Genomic DNA, 17,948 nt, shown 5'->3' on the forward strand with positions numbered 1-17,948 from the left:
AGCGGATCATGCGCGGCAACGCGACCGCGCTCTATGGCCTGCCGGCGACGGTCAGGGCGCTACCCGGGGAACGGTGAATTCGGCCCGCGCTCGTGCGCAAGCATCTCGTCCTTCACCACACGGAATCGCGGGTCTACCTTGAAGGGGGTTCCGGCGCCGCCCGCGCCGGGGCCGGCGAACCCCCAATCACGCGCCCGGAAGACCAGAAGGTATGACACAGACGAATCTGACGCGGCCGCAGGGCCTTACTCGCATCGACCCCGTGCTCCGGGAGGCTGCCACCGCGCTCGGCGTCGTCGAATTCCGCGCCGAAACCCTGCCCGCCGAACGTGAACACGCCAACCGGCTCGCCGCCGAACGCGCCGCGGCGGCCAACACCGACGGCGTGGCCATCGACACGCGCACCATCGCCGGGCCCGGCGGGCATCAGCTGAACCTCCGCATCTACCGCGGTCCCGATCTCGATCGCGCGGGATTGGGTTCCCCCCTTGTCCTGTACGCCCACGGCGGTGGCTTCGTCACCGGCAACCCGGACACCGACCACGCGCAATGCGCAGAGCTCGCCAGGGAGGCCGGCTGCCTGCTGGTGTCGGTCGACTACCGGCTCGCGCCCGAACATCCCTGCCCGGCGGCGTTGGACGACGTCGAGGCCGGTTTCTACTACGCCATCCGCAACTGCGCCGAGCTGAACGTCGACGTCAACCGCATCGCGGTGATGGGCCGGGACGCTGGTGCGGCGCTGGTCGCGGGCCTCAGTCAGCGCATGTTCGACGACGAGGGCCCACAGATCCTGATGCAGATCCTGCACCAGCCGATGCTCGACTCCGACGCCACCCAGTCACGGCGCGAATTCCAGCGCACGCCGGGCCTCAACGGGCCGGCCGTGAGCCGGGCGTGGGGCCATTACCTCGGGCACGCGAGCGCCAGCGGTCAACACGTCCCCGCGCACCGGGCGAACCTCGAGGGCCTGCCGCCCACGTTCGTCAGCTGCGCGGAGATCGATCCGTGCCGCGACGAAGCCATCGACTACGCGAACCGGCTGTTGCACGCCTACGTGCACACCGAATTGCACGTGATCGCAGCCGCATTCAACGGATTCGACTCGCTCGTTCCCGATTGGGTTGTTTCTCAGGAGAACCGGGCCCTACACGCGCGTTCGCTGCGCCGCGTGTTCGCCATGTAGCGACGAACAGCGCTATCGAGGGAACTCCGGTATCTCTTACCGTAGCGCTCGTTGCTACGATCGGAAACGCCGGCGAATTCTCCACGAGAGGCAGCATGACGACACTCGAGTCTCCCGAGAAGACGCTGTTCGCCTCGACGACCCAAGCGTTCCTGGAAAAGGAAGCGCCGCTGCGCCGCGTGCGGGAGTTGCACGCCGCGGGAGTGTCGTTCGATCCGGCTTGGTGGCGGCGCGCCGCGGAGCTCGGCTGGACCGCGCTGTTGGTGCCAGAGGAACTGGGCGGCGGCAGTGTCTCGGACAGTGGCCTGGCGGACCTGGCCATGGTCGCCGAACAACTGGGAAAGACGGTGGCGCCCGGGCCCTTGTATCCGGTCAGCGTCGTGCTGGCCGCACTCGTCGAGTGCGGGGACTGGCAACCGCACACCGGCACCATCGAGGCGCTGATGTCCGGTGAAACGGTGGCGTCGTGGGCGGTTTCGGAACCGGGCCGGGGCTGGGCACCGCTGAGCCCGACGGCCACGGCCACTCCGACCGAATCGGGCTTCCGCATCGACGGCACCAAGGACCGGGTCGAGGCCGGCGCGCAGAGCGCGGTGCTGCTGGTGGTGGCACGCTGCGAGGACGAGATCTGCCAGTTCCTGGTCCCCACGGATGCGCCGGGAGTCACCATCGAACCCCAGCAGTCGGTCGACCTGGTCAAGCACTACGCCCGGGTGCGTTTCGACGGTGTCGTGGTGGAGTCGTCGGCGGCCGTCGGCGCGCCCGCCGACACCTCCGCGCTGGTCGACCGTCTGGGCCACATCGCCCAGATCCTGCAGTGCGCAGAGGTGGTCGGCATCCTGCAGACGGTGTTCGACCTGACCGTCCGGTGGGCCCTGGACCGGCACACCTTCGGGCGGCCGCTCGCCTCCTACCAGGCCCTCAAGCACAGGTTCGCCGACATGAAGCTGTGGCTGGAAGCCTGCCGCGCGACCACGGCCGCCGCGATCGCCGACGTTGCCGCGAACTCGCCGGGGGCGGGCCTGGCCGCGAGTGTCGCCAAGTCCTACGTGGGTGAGATGGCCGGCCGGATCGTGCAGGACTGCGTGCAGATGCACGGGGGCATCGGCGTCACCTGGGAGCACGACCTGCACCTGTACCTGCGCCGAATCACGTTGTACCGCTCAATGTTCGGGACGCCCGAGGAACACAATCTGCGCGTCTACGAATACGAGAAGGCCGGACGTTCGAACAGATGACGCCGACCGAATCCGTCGCCGAGTTCGCGGCCCGGGCCAGGGCATGGCTCGCGGACAACATGCCCTCCATCGACCCAGAGTCGCCGCCGCCCGCCCCGCGCGACGACGAACGATCCTGGCGGAGGGCCCGAGAACTGCAAAAGCGGCTCTACGAAGGCGGATTCGCCGGGATCTGTTTCCCGCGCGAGTACGGTGGCCTCGGCCTGGACTACGAGTACCAGAAGGCTTTCGACGCCGAGTCCCTGGCTTACGAAATGCCGCTGATCCTCAACACCCCGACCTTCACCATCTGCTGCGCCACCCTGCTCGATACCGGCAGCGAGGAGCAGAAAAGGCAGCACATCGGTGCGGCCCTGCGCGGCGACGAGGTGCTGGTGCAGTTGCTCTCCGAGCCGAGCGGCGGATCCGACCTGGCCGGTGTCATCACCCGTGCCGAGCGGCGTGGCGATCGCTGGGTGCTCAACGGGGCCAAGACGTGGAGCACCAGCGCGTTCGCCGCCGACTACGGATTGTGTCTGGCGCGGACTGACTGGGATGTGCCCAAGCACGAGGGCCTGACCATGTTCCTGGTGCCCATCGCTCATCCGGGAATCACCTTGCGGCGCATCACCATGCTGAGCGGTTCCACCGAGTTCTGCGAGGAGTTTCTGGACGGGGTGGACGTCGGCGATGACGCCGTCGTGGGTGAGGTGAACGACGGCTGGGCGGTCGCGTCGCGGCAGCTATACCACGAGCGGCGGGCGGTGGGGCAGGGGTCGGAGTTCGCCAGTGGTAGCGGCAGCGAGGGCGGCAACGCGAATCCCGTTGACTATGTGAGCCTTATCGAGAAGACCGGACAGGCCGGTAACGAACGCGTGCGGCAGCTGGCCGGCCGCGCACTGGTTCAGCGCGCGGTGGCCGAGCAGCTGATCGGTCACGTGTACCGCAGCGTCCGAGACGGCACGCTGCCGCCGGCCGCAGGGACGCTGATCCGGTTGTTCCACGCCGAGACCGTGTTCGTGGATGTCGACACCGCCATGGCGATCGCGGGAAGTGCCGGCGTGGTCGGGGAACCCGGTGACGGCCTGGAAACCGGGCTGCGCTACCTGTCCCGCCAGACTGTCGCGATGGGCGGCGGCACAACGGAGATGGCGCGCAACGTCATCGGTGAGCGGGTGCTGGGCTTCCCGAGGGAATACGCGGCCGACCGGGGGGTGCCGTTCAAGCAGGTGCGGCACGGCCAGCGGTCTGACCGCCCCTAGCCTTCCGCGACCAGATTCTCGGTGAGACCCCCGACGACCGGGAGTTGTACCAGCGACAGAACATGGTGCGCCGGACTCCCGGGCGGGGCGATCAGCGCGTACTCACTGCCGTGTCGTTGTGCTCGTTCGCGGCCGGCGGCCAGCGCGCTGACGCCCGCCGAGCCGAGCTGGGTGACGTTGCTGAGGTCGATCGTCAGCGGCGCGACACCGGAACGGCTTTCGACGGCGATCTGCCGGTCCAGCGTGGACGCGCTGGAGGAGTCGACGTCGCCGCTGACGACGATGCGGCCGGGTTCGGCGACCACCGACTCGAATTCGGAGTTGATCGAGCGGTGCTGATCCACCCGGTTGAGGAGCGTGTCGGTGACGAAATTGGCCGGCCGCGACAGGCAGTGCGTCAACCTGGCGGTTGTCCCATCGGGCCCATGGGCGACGTGTGCGCTGGACACCAGGGCCTCAGCCATGGCAAGGCCGCGGCCGCGACCCTGCTCGCCTTCGCGGTGATCCTTCCACTGCCCATGGTCGACGACCGATGCGTACAGATTGCCGTCACCGGCCAGCGACGCCTCGACGACGATGCCGTCGGAAACCTCTGTGGCGTAACCGTGTTCGACCGCGTTCTCGACGAATTCCGAGATCGCGTGCACGATGTCGGAAATGTCGTCGGAGGCGGCGCCGACGTCGGAGAGCCATTGACGCAGGCGGCCGCGCACCGCGCGCGCGGCCTGAATGGTGGCATCCACCGTCATGTGAAGCGGTGGTGGAGGCGTGCGCCGCTGCGCTGCCAGCAGCGTGATGTCGTCGTTGTAACCGGTCGGCCGCAGCAGCAATTCCAATGTCTCCGAGCAGATACGGTCGATGGGACGCGCCGAGGACTCGATGACGAACCCGCCCTGACCGCCGGCGATGGTCGCGGCCAAGTCGGCGAATTCGGCGGTGCTGGCCGCCGGCGGCCGGCCGGGGCGTTCGATCAGGCCGTCGGTGTACAGCATGACCGCGTCGCCCACGTCGAGGAATTCGGTGCGCACCGGAAAACCCGTGCCGCTCCCCAACGGGCCGGCTCCGGACGGCACGAGGTAGCGCGTGTCGGCGTCCGCCCCGACCAGCAGTGGCGGTGGGTGACCGGCGGTGCAGTACTGGAATTCGCCCGTGACGAAGTCGAGCGAGCCCACGCACACGGTGGCCGATCTCGACCCCGGCACATGTTCGTGGAAGCGGTCGACCGCCGCGAGCGCCTCGGCGACCGGGTAACCCGCCAAAATCTGCATCCGCAGCGCGGTGCGCAGTTGCGACATCACCGCGGCCGCCTCGACGCCATGGCCCACGACGTCGCCGACGACGAGAACCAGTCGGTCCCCGAGAGGGATCGCATCGAACCAGTCGCCACCGGCGGCCGTGTCCTCCGCGGCGACGAGGTACTCGGCCGCGACATCGGCGCCGGGAACCACGGGTACCGAGGGTGCCAGCAATGCCTGCTGCATGACGATGGCCGAGTCGCGGACGTTGCGATACCGCTCGGACAACTCCTGCATCCGCGACTCGGCGGCCAGCCGGGCCCGCACCCGGTCGGTCACATCGATGAAGGCGAGCTGCACACCCTCGATCGTGCCGTCGTCGCCGCGTCGCGCCGTGACGATGAAATCGAAGAAGTGTTCCTGCGCCGTCCCCGAGCCCTCGAAGTCGGCCTGCACCCGCCACTCGGTCCCCGACTGTGGCTCGCCCGTCTCGTACACCCGATCGAACATCGGCAGGATCTGCTGGCTCTCCAGCTCGGGATACACCTCGCGCACGAGCAGGCCGATGGTGTCGATCGGCGGACTGAGGGCGCGGTAGGCGGCGTTGACGGCGATGAAGCGGTGGTCGGGGCCTTCGAGGCCAACCAACAGGGCGGGAACGTGATCGAAAACGCGGCGGACGTCGTCGGCGGCACCGACGGTCGCATTCCAGTTCCTTTCGACCGCCATTTGGCTGTCCCTCCTACGGACCCTTTCTCGGACCGAGTTCCGCAAGCTGGTCATAAAGCGCTGTGCACGCGCCAGGCGCAGGCATTAAGAGTATCAATGGCGTCCGGATGCTCGATGCAGCAGTTTCGCGCGTGGCGCGCGGCGGCGCCGCGGCCCGGATTCCGTCCGGCAATTAAATCAGTACGGTTTGTAATTACTCAGCGCGGGTATCACGCGCTCATGGTCGATGTCGTGCCGCGGCGGTTGATCTTGACGTGGCGAAGCGTCATGTCTGCACCGGTCTTCACCCTGAACGGCTGGGTCGCCTTCAACCTGCCGCGAACGGTGACCGCATTGGGCGTATCGCTGCTGGGGGGCCTGGTGGCCGTCCACGCTTATGTCGTCATGACCGAACCGGCGGTGCCCGGGTACTTCGTGGTCTACGCAGCTTTGCTGGCGATCTGTTGCCTGGCGGCCGGGGCGGCGATGACGTTCGCCCTCAAACCGCGCGTCCCCGAGGCGGGCTGGTACTTCGGCAGCGTGGTCTGCCTGGCCTTCCTCGCGGTTTACCTGGCCAGCCGGTGGGGCACCCTGCCTGGGCTGGAAGCGCTGACCGGCCGTTGGGACGTGGCGCCGGGCACCTTCGCTTTCGCGTTCGCCGCGGGCTTCATCGCGGTGCACGCGACCGTGCTGTCCGGCATCAACGTGGCCTACCCGCAACGGCAGCAGTGGTACGACTGACTGGAGCCCTGCATGACGACGCTTGACTACCCGGTGTGGCTACGAGTGGACCACTGGCTCAACGTCCTCTTCGTAACCCTGATCATCCGGAGCGGCATCGAGATCCTGGGCACCCACCCCAAGTTGTACTGGCACGACGACAGCAAACCCGGCAGCGAATGGGCGCGCTTCACCCGCAAGGTCATGCCGCGCCATCGCCTCTACGACACGCTCGACGAAGAAGAGTCCTACAGCTCGTTGGTGGCGCTGCCCGGTCACAAGAAATTGGGCATGGGGCGCCATTGGCACTTCTTCTCGGTGATCTGCTGGATTCTGCTCGGCCTGTCCTACTACGTCCTGCTTTTCGCGACCGGTCAATGGCACCGCTATTGGCCCTATTCGTGGTCGATCTTTCCCGAGGCCGCCAATGACATCGTCACCTACATGTCGTTCAACCTGCCGCCGCTGCTGCCCGGTGAGCCCTTGGACGCAATCCAGAAGCTAACCTATGCCGGCGTCGTTTTCATCCTCGCGCCATTCCAGATCCTGACGGGAGCCGCGCAGTCCCCGGCGATCGAAGCCCGGTTCCCGTGGTACGTGCGGATGTGGGGCGGCCGGCAATGGGCGCGGAGCCTGCATTTCCTGGGGCTGCTGGCCTTCGTCGTCTTCATCCTGGTTCACCTGTCGATGATCTTCTTCTGGGGCTGGGGCCAGCTGACGGCGTCCATGATCTTCGGCTCCGTCCGGAACATCAATTGGGCGACGGCACTGTCGCTGATCATCATCGGGGCGATCATCGCCGTCCACGTCGCGGCCACCAAATGGAGCCTGCGCCATCCCGTCCAGGTGCACCGCATCCTCGGCGCCGTGGTCACCGGCGCCCGGCTGCTCCTGTTGCGCCCGCTGAACTCGCGGCAGGACTACCCCGTCCGCAAGGTGACCAAAGATCACCGGGTGAACGGAAAGCCGCCCGCCAGCACCGAATACAAGGTCATGGCGGTCCACAACTTCGTCGACTGGCGGCTGCCGGTCGGCGGCCTCGTCGAAAACCCGGTGACGTTGGATCTGGCCGCGCTTCGGGCACTCGCCGAGCGGCAGACGCAGCGGACGCTGCACAACTGCGTGCAGGGCTGGACCAGCATCGGTGAGTGGAGCGGCATTCCGCTGGCCCAGCTGGCGGATGTGGTGCGGCCTTTGCCGCAAGCCAAGTACATCTGCTTCCTGAGCATGCAGGACACCGGGCGCGACGAACCCGCGGCGGAGACTCCAGGGGGCCAGTTCTACGAGGTGATGGACCTCGAACTGGCCTACAAACCGCAGACGTTGCTGGCGTATGAGATGAACGGCCGCCCGTTGCCCATCAAGCATGGCGCCCCGCTGCGGCTGCGGGTGGAGACGCAGGTTGGCTTCAAGATGGTCAAGTGGATCAACGGAATCGAATTCGTCGACGACTACTCCCACATCGGTAAAGGGTTGGGCGGCTGGCGTGAGGACCATGTGCACTACGACAAAGACGTGGAGATTTGACATGACCGAACCGATGGTGCGGCCCGAGCTCATCGACCTGAATTCCGCTGCGCGGCACCGTGTTATGGAGAACGTCTCCGCCAAGGGTGGCCACTGCGAGGCGTGTGGCGGAACCGACTTCGAGGTGGGACACGCCTTGTACTTGGGATTCCTCTTCCTCAACGAGGAGGAGGACGCCTACATGGTGGCGCTGACGTGTCGCAATCCGGAATGTCCGAAGCCGCGCACCGGGATCGTGTTGCCGGAGAGGGACTTTCTCAGCCTGGGGACGTCCGCTCCGCAGAACGCGACCGCATCCTGAGGCGGTGACGTCTTTTCGCCGCCGCGGTCGCCTCGCCGGGTAGCACCGGGCGCGGCAAGCCCAACTTCTCGGCGAGACCGGAAACTTCGCGGAGTTGCTCGCACAAGGACTCGAAGCGCCGCCGGTCCGCTTCATCGAGCAGACCGAGCGAACTGTAGTGCACCAACCTCGGCAGTCGTCCGGCCAGTGCCGCGCCCCAACGAACGCTGACGTCGTATACCTCGCCGTCCTCGACCGACCCCTTGCGCCCCAAGGCTTGAAGGGCCTCGACTTGCCGGGTCAACATCTCGACGTCGGCGTCGATCGCGACCGGCACCCGCCCGTCCGATGCCACGCTCATGTGTCCTCCCGTCGTTCTGGCCGCGACCCCACTGTGCCGTATACCCGGGCGCGTCCGTTTACACGCCGCCCCGGCGGGCACCTGCCGGTCATCGGAGACCCGGACAGGATCGTCCAACGCCTGCGCGAGGAAGACGGGCTGGCCAATTTCCTTGAGCGGTACTTGGTTACGGCCCGACGATCTGCCGAGCGGGTGCTGATCAGCGACGGCGAAGTCGACGACGTGAACCTGAAGCGCTGCAGGGCAACTCGAGGGGCACTCGATGGCGTGGTTTCCGTCTCGCCGGTGCGCAACCGCCCGACGACGACCGGTCAGGCTGAGACGGGCTTCTTGGCCGGCGCGGAAACCTTCATCAGCTTCATCAGGTTGCCGCCCATGATCTTTGCGATGTCGGCCTCGTCGAAGTCGGTGAGCTCGTCCACGAACGAGATGGGGTCCTTGAGGCCTTCGGGGTGCGGCCAGTCGGAGCCGAAGAGCACCCGGTCGGTGCCGACCATCTTGACGATCTCGGTGAACCTGTCCTCCCAGAACGGGGTGATGTAGACGCAGCGCTTGAACGCCTCGATCGGGTCCTCGCTGAACGACTGCGGCATCTTCTTGTAGACGCCCTTGAGGCCCTTGAACAGGTCCGGCACCCAGTCGGCGCCGTTTTCGATCGACAGGATCCGCAACTCAGGGTTGCGGGACAACGCACCATGGCAGACCAGCGCACCCATTGCGTCCAGGATCGGCCGGTGGCCCATCGCGAAGCTGCGGAAGGCGGTCGGTTTGAACGGCAGGAACTCGTCACCGGGTTCCCACACGTTCGCGAATTCGGAGTAGCCGCTGTCGGAGGCGTGCATCGAGACCGGGATCTCGGCCTTGATGCAGGCCTGCCAGAACGGGTCGAACTCCTCGAGTCCGAACGACCGGCTGCCCTTGTAGCCGGGCACCGGCGCCGGGCGGACCAGCACCGTGCGGGCACCGCGCTCCAGGCACCATTCGAGTTCCTCGAGCGCGCGCTCGACGATGGGAAGGGTGATGACCGGGGTGGCGAAGATGCGGTCCTTGTAGTTGAACGACCACTGCTCGTGCATCCATTGGTTGAGCGCGTGGATGACGTCGTGGGTCATCTCCGGGTCGTCCTTCATGCGCTCCTCGACCAGGCTCGCCAGGGTCGGGAACATCAGGGCATAGTCGATGCCGAGCTCGTCCATCACCTCCAGCCGGGCACCCGGTTCGCGGAAGGCGGGGATGGCCTTCATCGGCTCGCCCAGGATCTCGCGGTAGGACTTGCCCTGCGCACCGTGTCGGAAGTACTCCTCCTGAGCGCCCGGGCGTGCCACCACCTCGAACGTCGGGTTGGGGATGTACTCGCTGATGTGGCCCCGCACGACGATCTTGGTGCGACCGCGAACCTGCACGTAGTCGATGACGCGCTTGCGGTTCTCCGGCAGGAACTTGGTCAGCGCCTCCTGCGGCTCGTACATGTGGTTGTCCGCGTCGAACACGGGGAAGGAAAGTTCGCGAGACGGCATGGCGATCTCCTCGGGAGAAGTCTTGAATTCTCTGTAGGTGGTAATGACGTTACCACTTGTGCGCAAGAGGGTGTTAGCCGTCCGCGCTCAGGCCGGACGTCGGCGTCGGCCCGCTGATGATCGCGAAGTTGACGGTCGCCGTGGCAAGCAGGTCGTCGTCGCCGTCGCCGTAGATGTCGACCTGCATCACCATCGCCCGCCGCCCGGACCGCAGCATCCGGGGCACCGCATACGCGGAGCCCTGCCGGATGGGGCGCAGGTAACGGATGAACAGGTCGGCGGTCGTCATCGTGGTGCCCGGCCGGAGATGTTCGAGCCCGAACTGTCCGCCCGCCACGTCGACAAGGGTCGCGATCAGGCCGCCCTGCAGCGCGCCGGACGTGTTGACGACGGCCGGGCTGACGGGCATCGTCATCGCGAACTCGCCGGCGCGGGTGCCCGGCCGCATGCCGATCTGGGCGAACAGCTCGGTCAGCGACGGCGTGGGCGCTTCCTCGTCGCTCTCTCGGATGCCGAGGGCGCGGCTGCAGAAGTCGTACAATTGGCCCGCGTCGACGGGTGCTCCGTTCAATTCCGTTCCCAGCCAATGCAATCGCTGCGCACCCATCACCGTCTGCATGACGATGGCGGCCGCCGCGCCGACGTCGAGTCCCGGGTTGAAGACCCCCTCGGTGATGCCCTGCCCGACGATGTCGCGCAGGAGCTGATGCAAGGGGGAGAGCACGCGCGCGTAGTCGCGGGGGCGGGTCTCGGCCAGGTGCTGGTTGTAGAGGGTCAATGCGCGATTGAGGCTGTCCTGGGTGCTCGATTCCGGTTGCTGGCTGATGCGGTCGATGACGAGTTTCAACGCGGCGGTGCTGTCCAGCCCCTGGGTTTCGGCGCGCCAGGTCTGCACCGACTGGGCGATGGTCCGGTCGAACAGCGCCAACAGCAATTCGTCCTTGCTGCTGAAGTGCTGGTAAAAGGCGCGCAGCGACGTCTTGGAGCGGGCGACGACCTCCTGCACGGTGAAGTCGGTGCGCCCGGTTTCGCCCAGGATCGCGACGGCCGTCTTGATGAAGCGGTCGCCGCGCGTCACTTCGACGTCGTCGCCCAGGTCGGTCATGAGCGCGTGGTCCCCTTCCTCGGCGCGCGGCGCGCGCTATGAGAATGAGGTTACCGCGCTTAGGCTGCTGCAATGGCGGCGAGCGTGTCCGGGAAAGTCGCATTTGTCACCGGCGGCGCGTCAGGCATCGGCGCGGCGTTGGCCGCCGCGCTGGTCGACGGGGGCGCCGAGGTATGGATCGCCGATCGGCAGATCGGCCCCGCGCAGGAGTTTGCACAACGTCTCAACAGCCGCGGCGGCAAGGCGCACGCGATCGAGCTGGACGTGCGCGACTATCCGGCGTTTGAGCGCGCCGTCGCCGAGGCGGTGCAGCACTCCGGGCGGATCGACTACCTGTTCAACAATGCGGGCATCGGAGTTGCCGGTGAGGTCGACAAATACACGCTCGACGACTGGAACGACGTGTTCGATGTGAACCTGCGCGGTGTCGTGCACGGTATCCAAGCGGTGTATCCGATCATGATCAGGCAGCACTCCGGGCATATCGTGAACACCGCCTCCATGGCCGGCCTGATGACGACCGCCGGCCAGGCCAGCTATACCGCCGCCAAACACGCCGTCGTCGCGCTCTCGAAGACGTTGCGTCTGGAGGGAGAGCGCCACGGGGTGCAGGTCTCGGTGCTTTGCCCCGGCGTGATCCGGACTCCGATTCTCACCGGCGGCAAGTACGGACGGACCGGCCTGGCAGGCATCAGCGACGAGCAGATCCTCAAGATGTGGGAGCGGCTGCACCCGATGGCGCCCGACAAATTTGCCGAGCGCGCGCTACATGCCGTGTTGCGTGGGGACGCGATCATCGTGGTGCCTGCGTGGTGGAAGGCATTTTGGTACCTTGAGCGGCTCTCGCCGGCGCTGTCGATGCGAGCGGCCAAAGGAGTGCTCAGGAGCGCTCGGCGAATGGAGCAGGCCTCGGCGCCGCCGGCGGGTTGACGATCGGCCGGGGCGCCGGTGCCTGTTCTCGGATTGTGTAAATGACGACGGCGACAACGTCTTTCGAGGTTGCGGGTAGTTAGTGTGCCGTCTCTACCCGCGAGGTGCGGGTGACCGCGGACGTGCCCTCCGCTTCGGTCGCCTCCTTGGAAAGCAGCCACCACACCATCGGATAGGCGGTGGCGAACCCGAGCCACATGCCGCCCCACATGACGAGCCAGAACGCCATGGAGGCCGGGGAGTAAGCGAAGACGAACGCGACGAGCAGCATGGAGGCTCCCATGCCCACGTCGAACGCGACGATCGCGAGAACCGAGATTCGCGACGCCGCCCACAGTCGCTGGCCCACGGACTGGTTCCGGCCGGTCAGGGCTAGCGAGTGATACTCGAAGGCGATCAGCAACGGAAGCGCAAAAGCCGCAATCAGCAACATCATCGGCCACACGCCCTGACCGGCAATGGTCACCCCGGTCAACATCACCAACGGCATGGCGATCATGTGGCCGACGAACGAGACGGCGCCGCCGGGAATCGTCTGCACCGCCGCCGTCGCGGCCAGTCCCGGCCTGGGCGCGCGCCCGTGTTGGCGCTGCCAGCGTGGAGTCGCCGGCCGGCCCCAGCGATAGTAGGCCCACCACACCAGCGGACCGGCATAGATCGCGGTGATCGGCCAGACTAGCTCCATCGCGCGTAGTGGCTGCCGATGACCACTCACGTAGATATCCGCGAGGATGGCTGCGGCAAGGAGCGCGCCGAGGCCGGTCACAATCCAGGCTTAGAGCGTCACCCACTCGGGTGCAGGCATGGACATCATGAATTTGATCCTTTCTATGTCGAGAGGAGCTGAAGCCCCTTGAAGTGCTGACTAATTCGCCCTTGGTCGCTCGCAGCAGCGGTTCATGCGACACCCTGCTGGGCGAGCACGGCGTCGGCCAGTTGGGCAGCCTCGTCAGCGCAGCCCCACGACAGGGTCACGCCCGCACCGCCGTGCCCGTAGTTGTGCACGACGCGGGTGCCGGGTTCGTGTTGCAGCCGCACGCCGCCTTCGCGGAACGGCCGCAGCCCGACCCGGACAGGGTCGACAGGGTCCAGTCGGGCGTCCCGCAGAATCGGCAGGAACCTTGTGCAGCGGTCGAGCATCTCCCGCAGGGGCGCATAACTGTCCAAGGCGAGGTCGGTGCTGTACTCACCGGTCTCGACCAGGCCGCCCAGCAATAGCCGGTTGGCGCCACGGGGCACGATGAAGACCATGTCCTGGTTGTCGGTGCTCGTGTCGTTGGCCACCGCGTGGGCCGCGGTCACACGCGGCATGTAGTTGCCGTCGTTGACCACCCGCAGGAGCGCGCCTCGGTGCGGCACCACGGTCGGGTCACCGGCCAGCTCGCGCGCCCCCAGCCCCGAGCAGTTGATGATCAGCTCGACCCCGTACTCGGCCAGCAGCTCGTCCTCCTGGTCCGCGAGCGGGCCGCGGACGCTGCGCCGGCTGACGGTGACTCCAGCGGCCTCTGACTGGCGGCCCAGCCACGCCAGGTACCAGTCTGTGTCGATGGTGGGTGCCAGGTAGGAATAGGCGTCCACCACCCCGGCGTCGGGGCTGACACCGTGGGCGGCGATCAGGTCGGGATCGCGCATGAACCCGGGCACGAACCGTTCGACCTCAATCATCTTGGTCAGCTCAGCCGGATCCTCATCGACCGGCCGGGAGAAATAGAACACCGCCGGACGCAGGCTGACCCCGGTTCGCGGATCGGCGGCGAGCCGCGCGAAGCGAATGTAGGAGTAGCGCGCCCACTCCGCGGAACGGCCCAATACGGATTGGTCGTGGTGGCGGCCGCACACCGACGGTGGCCATTCCCACAGGGCGCCGGCCACCGTCGACACCGTGTCGACGCCGAACCGGTCCGCGGCTACGACGACGCGCCAGCCTCGGCGGGCCAGCACCAGCGCGGTGGTCCACCCGCTCACCCCGGCCCCGATCACCAGCGCGCCTGGCCGGTCCGGGCGCGCCGTCATGACCGCGCCTCCCGTCGGATCTCCAAAGTGGTACTGCCGGAATGATTTCGACATGCAGACAGGGCAAGACTCATCTATCTCTCGTTTCTCACAATGAATGCCGTTGGCGATTCGCCTGCGGCGATGAACATGGACAGCGGCGGCCGGCCGACGGGCGAACCCACGGCGGCCTGACGCTGACCGATCAGATACGAGCGATACAGAAGCGGGTCAAGAGATTTCGACCCGAACAATGAAAGACGAATCGAGCGGTTCGCGGTGGGCCTCGCCGCGCCCACACCACCGGGCCGGCCAGTGAACCGGCCAACGCGATCGCTGCGATGACGACGTCAAGCGCCACCAGATCGCTTGTGGAGCATGCCTGCGCCACATGCTTGCAGGCCTGGTCCAGCGGCGAGCACGAATCGCCGCCGGCTGGTGCAAGGTGGGCCGGCGTAGCGACTTCGGGGCCGCCCGCAGTCGCCGCATGGGATGACGTCCGCGGAATCGCTGTGGGCACGTGCGGCAGATGGCACCCCGCGGCGACACCCACTGCCCAGAAAAGGGCCAGGACTGCGGTGGTGTAGCGCAGCCACTGGTTGGTGTGGGTGATCTGCAGGTGCATGGCAGGGGAAATGCTATCACCCCCCTGGGGTATATGTCAGGTAGCCCGCACGGACCCTTGACGACGAGTCGACAATTAACGAATCATGCTGTCCAAAACCGATCTTCAAGTGCATCCCGCAACGGCGGTGATACACCGGCCTGATACATGTACCCATACGGGGTATATGATTATGACGCGGGACGCGCTGTGCTGACGATGGCCGCGAACACTTTCGCTGTCGAACGCGAACGTCGGTAACGAGATGCACCGAATCGGTGCGTCGCGTGCCCCCGCTATGGCACGGTTGGCGGGTGTTGAGATACGCGCTGACCCTCGCGGCAACCGTCCTGGGCGGCGCCGCCGCCATTCTGTTCGTCCCGCGGGCTGCCGCGGATCAGGACAACTACGTGGCCTTCCTGTCCCCGTCACGCAACATCAGCTGCGAGATCGACTATCAGCGCCGGGGAATCCCCGACTCGGCGTTCTGCTTCAGCATCTCCCCGCCGCAGTCGGTGACGATGGATCCCACGGGGGCACTCTCGCGCTGCACCGGCGAAAGCTGTCTGGCCAACCCGCCGGAGGGCACGCCGACCCTCGGCTATGGGCAGGCGAAGGGAACCGGCCCGTTCATGTGCCGTTCGGAGACCGACGGGGTGACGTGCACGGTCACGTCGGGTCGCGGCTTCATCATCTCGAGTTCCGGAATCGCCGCCATCGGTTGACGGTTTCGGCGGTCGTCACATCGAGATGTGTTGAGGCTTGGCAGTGGGATCGTGTGCCTTCTACTCGATGAGGTGGCGATCAGGCCGCCACGCTGCGCGCGACGCGTTGAGGCCTGCTGGGCGGGTACCGCGAATTTCTTGTCGCATACGTCCGTTGACGTCAACGGGTGCGATCCTGCCGTACTGCCCGGGCGGCTCGGGGCGCGGTGACTTTACCGGGTCTCGCTTCTGTCATTAAACTCCTGAAGGTGGGACCAACTGGAATTCAGGTCGATGTCGAGCAGTTAATTGCTGCAGCCAGCCAATGGCATGCCGTTGGTGCTGAACTCGGCGTTGTCGGAGTGCCTTCCCCAGGACGGCCGTTCCAACCCACTTCTGCGGCTGTGGGTGGTGTGCACGCAGCCATTTGTATTGCGGCAGCTACACTTTCGGCCCGTGCGCACGAGACTGCGAGCGCCGTCGAGGCGGGCGCGGGTGGGTACGTCGCTAACGAGGCGACGGCGGCAGCCGAAATGGCGGCCGTGCTTCAGAATGGTTGAGTAGATGTTGCCGACCCTGTCGCAGATCCGAGCATGGGACACTGAGCATCTCATCCTGGCGGCGAACCACTGGTCGCAGACGGCCGATCAGTGGGAAGACGCCTTCTTGACGATGCGCAACCAATCCCACTCCATCGTGTGGCAAGGCGCCGGTGGCGAGGGCTTGCGACAACGGACCCGCGCCGACCAGCCCGTCGTCAGTAGCACAGCTGATCAGTTGCGTGATGCTACGGCCGCTGCCCGCGATGGCGCTGGGACCATCTCGGCGGCTCAACACAGAGTCATGTACGCCGTCGAGGATGCCCACAACGCCGGCTTCAATGTCGGAGAAGACCTATCGGTCACCGACACTCGAACCAATAGGACCGCCGCAGAGCGGGCAGCTCGCCAGGCCCAGGGCGAAACGTTGGCCGCCGACATTCGTCAGCGCGCCGCCCAACTGGTCCTTGCCGAGCAGACAGTGGCCCACAAGATTACGGCCGCCGCCGCTGGTGTCGGCACCACGACCTTCCCGGAAACCCCAACTGCTGCCAAGCCTGCCTCGGACGGGGCGCCTGCGCCGGTATCCGCTGACGGCCCGAGGACTGGCGCTGCCGATCCCGGACTTGTGACAAGTGGAGCTGGGTTTGGGGCAGCACTGACCGAACTCCCCACCAAGGCCGGCGCGGCTGCAGTCTCGTCGGGCACCAGTACGCTCGGCGCATCTATGGGCCAAGGGGCGCAAATTGTCCAGGCCGCTGCCGTCGTCGTGCATCCCCCTCGTCCCAACCCGCCGCAGCCCTCCGAACGCACACATTTGCCAGACCCAGGGGAGGCCAAGCATATGGATGTGCCGCCACCCCCGCCCCCTGCCGACATTCACCCGGTGCACCATCCTCCGCATCCGCATGACGTTCCACATCCAGTAAAAGTTCCGCAGGTTCATCAAGTTCCCCCGCCCGCCGCTCCCTTGCCCCCGTCTCATTCGCAAGCCGGGCCGAACATGCCAGGGATCGGCGGACCCAGCCTGGGAGGGACAGGCATCGGTGCACCGTCGATGCCCGCACTACCTTCGATACAGCCAGGCGGCGGCCCGTCCTTGGGCCATCCGGTGATGCCTCTGCCGGACATGACACCACCGTCCCCGCCACACGCGGCCCCTGTCCAGCCCGCGCCGCTTCCAACTGAAGCGATGCCATCACAGCCGCCTCCGCCAGCGGCGCCCGTTCATTCGGCGCCGCCTCCACCAGAGGTGGCTCCGCCACCGCCGCATGACGCGCCCCCCGTTCAATCCGAGCCGCCACCGGCGGCGCACGCCGCTCAGCCGCCGGCTGCTCCCAGTCCTCCCGCGCCTCCGCCTCCAGCCCACCCCCAACCGATGACTACGCATGTCGGTAAACCCGCGCAAGTGACGCCGGCACCGTGCTTGTCACCCTCGGACATGTGATCGGTCGACTATGCCTGGTGTCCCATCGGTCATGAACAGACGCCGCGGGTTCTGGTACCACTGGCGCTGGCCTGTCGCATTTGTCCTTCTTGGTGCGGCGGCCCTTGTCTTACCGTGGGTTCCCGCATTCGGACCGCAAGTCGTCGTGTATCCCACGACCGACTACGCACGCTTGCCGACGACCTCCGCCGTCCCCGAGACACCGCAATCCTGCGTGTCGATACAGCGCGTCAAAGACACACCGCAACTTGTCGACGAAGCCTGCGGATCGCCAGCGAGCACGTACCGAGTCCTTGCTCGCGTGAGTAACGAAACTCAATGCGTGCCCGACGCCGACCTCACCTACTCCTCGTCCGGGGGTGCGGTGTGCCTCGACTATGACTGGGCCGCCAATCAGTGCCTGCGGCTCACTGAGGACTCGGTGGCGAAGGTGCCATGCGCCGACCGCGCTGCGATACGTCCCGACATGGCCGTCATCGGCGCGGTTGACGTTTCCTACTGCCGCGAAGGCGGAATCGCCCACTCCGTACGGCATTTCACCATCTGTACGCTTGCCGGAAATAAGGACTGCAAGGGGAGGACCATTGGAAAGTGAGCGCTTGATTATGTCAGCTTTC

At 66.5% G+C, this 17,948-nt stretch carries 17 protein-coding genes and 1 pseudogene; 11 read left to right on the forward strand and 7 right to left on the reverse strand.

All coding sequences use genetic code 11. The annotated features are described in order from the left end of the window. The first annotated feature begins 211 nt into the window (after positions 1–211). From A9X04_RS00025 to A9X04_RS00035, 3 genes are all read left to right on the forward strand, one after another. Positions 212–1,183, forward strand: a complete 972-nt coding sequence (locus A9X04_RS00025; protein ID WP_067916550.1) for an alpha/beta hydrolase — start codon at positions 212–214, stop codon at positions 1,181–1,183. Positions 1,184–1,278: 95 nt separating this feature from the next. Next, positions 1,279–2,421 (forward strand): acyl-CoA dehydrogenase family protein, encoded by a 1,143-nt coding sequence (locus A9X04_RS00030; RefSeq protein WP_067916552.1) that lies wholly within the window; start codon positions 1,279–1,281, stop codon positions 2,419–2,421. Then, positions 2,418–3,662: an acyl-CoA dehydrogenase family protein gene (locus A9X04_RS00035; protein WP_067916554.1), complete on the forward strand. Its 1,245-nt coding sequence runs from the start codon at positions 2,418–2,420 to the stop codon at positions 3,660–3,662. The genes A9X04_RS00030 and A9X04_RS00035 overlap by 4 nt, the downstream gene beginning before the upstream one ends. Here the strand turns inward: A9X04_RS00035 and A9X04_RS00040 are convergent. Beyond that, positions 3,659–5,626 carry a SpoIIE family protein phosphatase gene (locus tag A9X04_RS00040; RefSeq protein WP_067916556.1) on the reverse strand — a complete coding sequence of 656 codons (1,968 nt, stop codon included), beginning with the start codon at positions 5,624–5,626 and terminating at the stop codon, positions 3,659–3,661. The genes A9X04_RS00035 and A9X04_RS00040 overlap by 4 nt on opposite strands. Before the next feature lie 219 nt (positions 5,627–5,845). On the opposite strand from A9X04_RS00040, the gene A9X04_RS00045 reads away from it, so the two are divergent. From A9X04_RS00045 to A9X04_RS00055, 3 genes are read left to right on the forward strand one after another with little or no spacing between them, the layout of a single operon-like run. Continuing rightward, the gene (locus A9X04_RS00045; protein WP_067916558.1) at positions 5,846–6,346 is read left to right on the forward strand and encodes an oxidoreductase; all 501 of its coding nucleotides are present in this window, start codon (positions 5,846–5,848) and stop codon (positions 6,344–6,346) included. Between the two features lie 12 nt (positions 6,347–6,358). Continuing rightward, positions 6,359–7,852, forward strand: coding sequence for a molybdopterin-dependent oxidoreductase (locus A9X04_RS00050; protein WP_067916560.1), 1,494 nt, complete (start codon positions 6,359–6,361; stop codon positions 7,850–7,852). A 1-nt stretch (position 7,853) separates the two neighbouring features. Continuing rightward, positions 7,854–8,153, forward strand: coding sequence for a hypothetical protein (locus tag A9X04_RS00055; protein ID WP_067916562.1), 300 nt, complete (start codon positions 7,854–7,856; stop codon positions 8,151–8,153). Here A9X04_RS00055 and A9X04_RS00060 read toward each other — a convergent pair. From A9X04_RS00060 to A9X04_RS00070, 3 genes are all read right to left on the reverse strand, one after another. After that, a complete protein-coding gene (locus A9X04_RS00060) occupies positions 8,110–8,493 on the reverse strand; it encodes a hypothetical protein (RefSeq protein WP_082974713.1) in 384 nt (127 codons plus the stop codon). The genes A9X04_RS00055 and A9X04_RS00060 overlap by 44 nt on opposite strands. Before the next feature lie 311 nt (positions 8,494–8,804). Beyond that, positions 8,805–10,010 (reverse strand): amidohydrolase family protein, encoded by a 1,206-nt coding sequence (locus A9X04_RS00065; protein WP_067916563.1) that lies wholly within the window; start codon positions 10,008–10,010, stop codon positions 8,805–8,807. Between the two features lie 73 nt (positions 10,011–10,083). Further along, positions 10,084–11,115 (reverse strand): hotdog fold thioesterase, encoded by a 1,032-nt coding sequence (locus tag A9X04_RS00070; protein WP_067916565.1) that lies wholly within the window; start codon positions 11,113–11,115, stop codon positions 10,084–10,086. 72 nt (positions 11,116–11,187) lie between these two features. On the opposite strand from A9X04_RS00070, the gene A9X04_RS00075 reads away from it, so the two are divergent. Beyond that, entirely contained in the window at positions 11,188–12,045 is an 858-nt protein-coding gene (locus A9X04_RS00075; RefSeq protein WP_067916567.1) for an SDR family oxidoreductase, read from the forward strand. 79 nt (positions 12,046–12,124) lie between these two features. Here A9X04_RS00075 and A9X04_RS00080 read toward each other — a convergent pair whose 3' ends face one another. The 3 genes from A9X04_RS00080 to A9X04_RS30150 all read right to left on the reverse strand — a co-directional run bounded on the left by A9X04_RS00080 (position 12,125) and on the right by A9X04_RS30150 (position 14,662). Beyond that, positions 12,125–12,811, reverse strand: coding sequence for a DUF4396 domain-containing protein (locus tag A9X04_RS00080; RefSeq protein WP_197508944.1), 687 nt, complete (start codon positions 12,809–12,811; stop codon positions 12,125–12,127). A 131-nt stretch (positions 12,812–12,942) separates the two neighbouring features. Continuing rightward, positions 12,943–14,058 (reverse strand): FAD-dependent oxidoreductase, encoded by a 1,116-nt coding sequence (locus A9X04_RS00085; protein ID WP_067916569.1) that lies wholly within the window; start codon positions 14,056–14,058, stop codon positions 12,943–12,945. 184 nt (positions 14,059–14,242) lie between these two features. Next, positions 14,243–14,662, reverse strand: coding sequence for a hypothetical protein (locus A9X04_RS30150; RefSeq protein ID WP_156764149.1), 420 nt, complete (start codon positions 14,660–14,662; stop codon positions 14,243–14,245). Between the two features lie 293 nt (positions 14,663–14,955). On the opposite strand from A9X04_RS30150, the gene A9X04_RS00090 reads away from it, so the two are divergent. The 4 genes and pseudogenes from A9X04_RS00090 to A9X04_RS00095 all read left to right on the forward strand — a co-directional run bounded on the left by A9X04_RS00090 (position 14,956) and on the right by A9X04_RS00095 (position 17,926). Continuing rightward, positions 14,956–15,366 carry a hypothetical protein gene (locus A9X04_RS00090; RefSeq protein WP_231980472.1) on the forward strand — a complete coding sequence of 137 codons (411 nt, stop codon included), beginning with the start codon at positions 14,956–14,958 and terminating at the stop codon, positions 15,364–15,366. Between the two features lie 242 nt (positions 15,367–15,608). Continuing rightward, on the forward strand, positions 15,609–15,905 hold the full coding sequence (locus A9X04_RS31205) for a hypothetical protein (RefSeq protein WP_082974718.1): 297 nt from the start codon (positions 15,609–15,611) through the stop codon (positions 15,903–15,905). A gap of 4 nt (positions 15,906–15,909) precedes the next feature. Beyond that, a pseudogene (locus A9X04_RS31210) lies at positions 15,910–16,506 on the forward strand (hypothetical protein); the annotation flags it as partial. Between the two features lie 1,147 nt (positions 16,507–17,653). Beyond that, positions 17,654–17,926 carry a hypothetical protein gene (locus tag A9X04_RS00095; RefSeq protein WP_156764150.1) on the forward strand — a complete coding sequence of 91 codons (273 nt, stop codon included), beginning with the start codon at positions 17,654–17,656 and terminating at the stop codon, positions 17,924–17,926. The last annotated feature ends 22 nt before the right edge of the window (positions 17,927–17,948 follow it).

Source organism: Mycobacterium sp. E3247, from assembly GCF_001667785.1.
Lineage (GTDB): Bacteria > Actinomycetota > Actinomycetes > Mycobacteriales > Mycobacteriaceae > Mycobacterium.

Excerpts from the sequence above, each read along its gene's own strand:
- A9X04_RS00025 (WP_067916550.1), top strand. The coding sequence starts at position 212 with ATGACACAGACGAATCTGACGCGGCCGCAGGGCCTTACTCGCATCGAC.
- A9X04_RS00030 (WP_067916552.1), top strand. The coding sequence starts at position 1,279 with ATGACGACACTCGAGTCTCCCGAGAAGACGCTGTTCGCCTCGACGACC.
- A9X04_RS00035 (WP_067916554.1), top strand. The coding sequence starts at position 2,418 with ATGACGCCGACCGAATCCGTCGCCGAGTTCGCGGCCCGGGCCAGGGCA.
- A9X04_RS00040 (WP_067916556.1), bottom strand. The coding sequence starts at position 5,626 with ATGGCGGTCGAAAGGAACTGGAATGCGACCGTCGGTGCCGCCGACGAC.
- A9X04_RS00045 (WP_067916558.1), top strand. The coding sequence starts at position 5,846 with ATGGTCGATGTCGTGCCGCGGCGGTTGATCTTGACGTGGCGAAGCGTC.
- A9X04_RS00050 (WP_067916560.1), top strand. The coding sequence starts at position 6,359 with ATGACGACGCTTGACTACCCGGTGTGGCTACGAGTGGACCACTGGCTC.
- A9X04_RS00055 (WP_067916562.1), top strand. The coding sequence starts at position 7,854 with ATGACCGAACCGATGGTGCGGCCCGAGCTCATCGACCTGAATTCCGCT.
- A9X04_RS00060 (WP_082974713.1), bottom strand. The coding sequence starts at position 8,493 with ATGAGCGTGGCATCGGACGGGCGGGTGCCGGTCGCGATCGACGCCGAC.
- A9X04_RS00065 (WP_067916563.1), bottom strand. The coding sequence starts at position 10,010 with ATGCCGTCTCGCGAACTTTCCTTCCCCGTGTTCGACGCGGACAACCAC.
- A9X04_RS00070 (WP_067916565.1), bottom strand. The coding sequence starts at position 11,115 with ATGACCGACCTGGGCGACGACGTCGAAGTGACGCGCGGCGACCGCTTC.
- A9X04_RS00075 (WP_067916567.1), top strand. The coding sequence starts at position 11,188 with ATGGCGGCGAGCGTGTCCGGGAAAGTCGCATTTGTCACCGGCGGCGCG.
- A9X04_RS00085 (WP_067916569.1), bottom strand. The coding sequence starts at position 14,058 with ATGACGGCGCGCCCGGACCGGCCAGGCGCGCTGGTGATCGGGGCCGGG.
- A9X04_RS30150 (WP_156764149.1), bottom strand. The coding sequence starts at position 14,662 with ATGCACCTGCAGATCACCCACACCAACCAGTGGCTGCGCTACACCACC.